The following is a 1,242-nucleotide window of genomic DNA, read 5'->3' on the forward strand; positions in this document are numbered from 1 at the left end:
TGAGTCCGATGCGGTGTCTATGCTCAAAAGAATTCCTTAAGCTCTGACTTTTTTAAATCCCTTTCGGATATCTCATGGATATATTATCGGTATTTCATATTCTGTTGACATGCAGGACCGGTATAGAGTAAAAAACATCTATTGAGTACCTCTTGGATATCCGAAAGGTGTCTTTGGGGTTCTTTATGGGTATTACATGTGGATTCTGGAGATACACTATGCCTGTTATTGCTAATACGCATCCCAAAGGTGGTGTGGGTAAGACAACTTCATCTGTAAACATTGTTGGTGAAATGAAGTCTGATACAGTTGATCTGGATACTCATACCGGGCTTTCTATCATTCTGGGGCTGAGACCTGAAGGAAAAGAAATTTCCGTGAAAGTACCCAAAACAGTGGATGAGTTAATCGAAATTATGACTCCCTACAAGAACAGCGATAAGACGTTACTTATTGACTGTGGGGGATTTGACTCAGATCTTACCCGTACTGCGATTGCCTTTGCAGACTGCGTTATTGTCCCTTCAAAAGACTCCCTGACTGAACGTATTGGTTTGATGCATTTTGATGGAGTACTGGACGAAATCAGCTCTATCATGGGGACCGATATAACTGCTCACCTGTATCTCTGTAAAGTTAATCCTAACAAGAAGAAATTCCCTAAGCTTGATGCAATCCTGCCATCGTTCAAACATCTGAAGCTGATGAAGAGCCGCATTTCTGCTCGTGCAGAATTTGAGGATGTCATTGAGACTGGGATGGGAATCACTGAGTCTGTTCATGGGCGCTATTCGGCAGGAGGTAAGGAAGTTATTGCCCTGATCGAAGAAATCAATCATCTGATTGAAAATAACAAACAGTAAGGTGTATCCATTGGGTATCCATATAGTATTCTTTGGGTTTTTAATGGATATCCTTTAAGTATCTAACAAACATCCTGGGTTATCTCATGAGCAAAGCAAAATTTAGTGCACAGGCTGAAAAACTGAAAAACCTGGTGGATTCTGCCAGATTACAAACTTCTTCTTCTGCCGTAACAGCAACAGCCCCGTCTCAGCCAAATGAAGGTGCAGAGGAAGTTTCAGGTCGTCCCGTGGCTGCCAGGACGAAGGCTAAGAATCTTAAGGCCATACCGCTGTCGTATTTTGAAGCTCATGCGGAACTTAAAGCGACCAGTAAAACATCTCTGGATTTTAGCTCATATATTATTGAGGCTATAAGAGAGAAGCTTGAACGTGATGG

General features: G+C 41.9%; 2 protein-coding genes. Both read left to right on the top strand.

The genetic code is table 11. The features are described from left to right. The first annotated feature begins 218 nt into the window (after positions 1–218). Positions 219–863 (top strand): ParA family protein, encoded by a 645-nt coding sequence (locus BEB54_RS28040; RefSeq protein WP_001144036.1) that lies wholly within the window; start codon positions 219–221, stop codon positions 861–863. Between the two features lie 86 nt (positions 864–949). Beyond that, a partial coding sequence (locus BEB54_RS28045) for a molecular chaperone GroEL (RefSeq protein ID WP_088774594.1) occupies positions 950–1,242 on the top strand: 293 nt, incomplete at its 3' end.

It is taken from the genome of Escherichia sp. MOD1-EC6021 (genome assembly GCF_002965245.1).
GTDB lineage: Bacteria > Pseudomonadota > Gammaproteobacteria > Enterobacterales > Enterobacteriaceae > Escherichia > Escherichia coli_F.

What these genes read in the sequence shown, in the direction of transcription:
- BEB54_RS28040 (WP_001144036.1), top strand. Translation starts at nt 219, where the DNA reads ATGCCTGTTATTGCTAATACGCATCCCAAAGGTGGTGTGGGTAAGACA.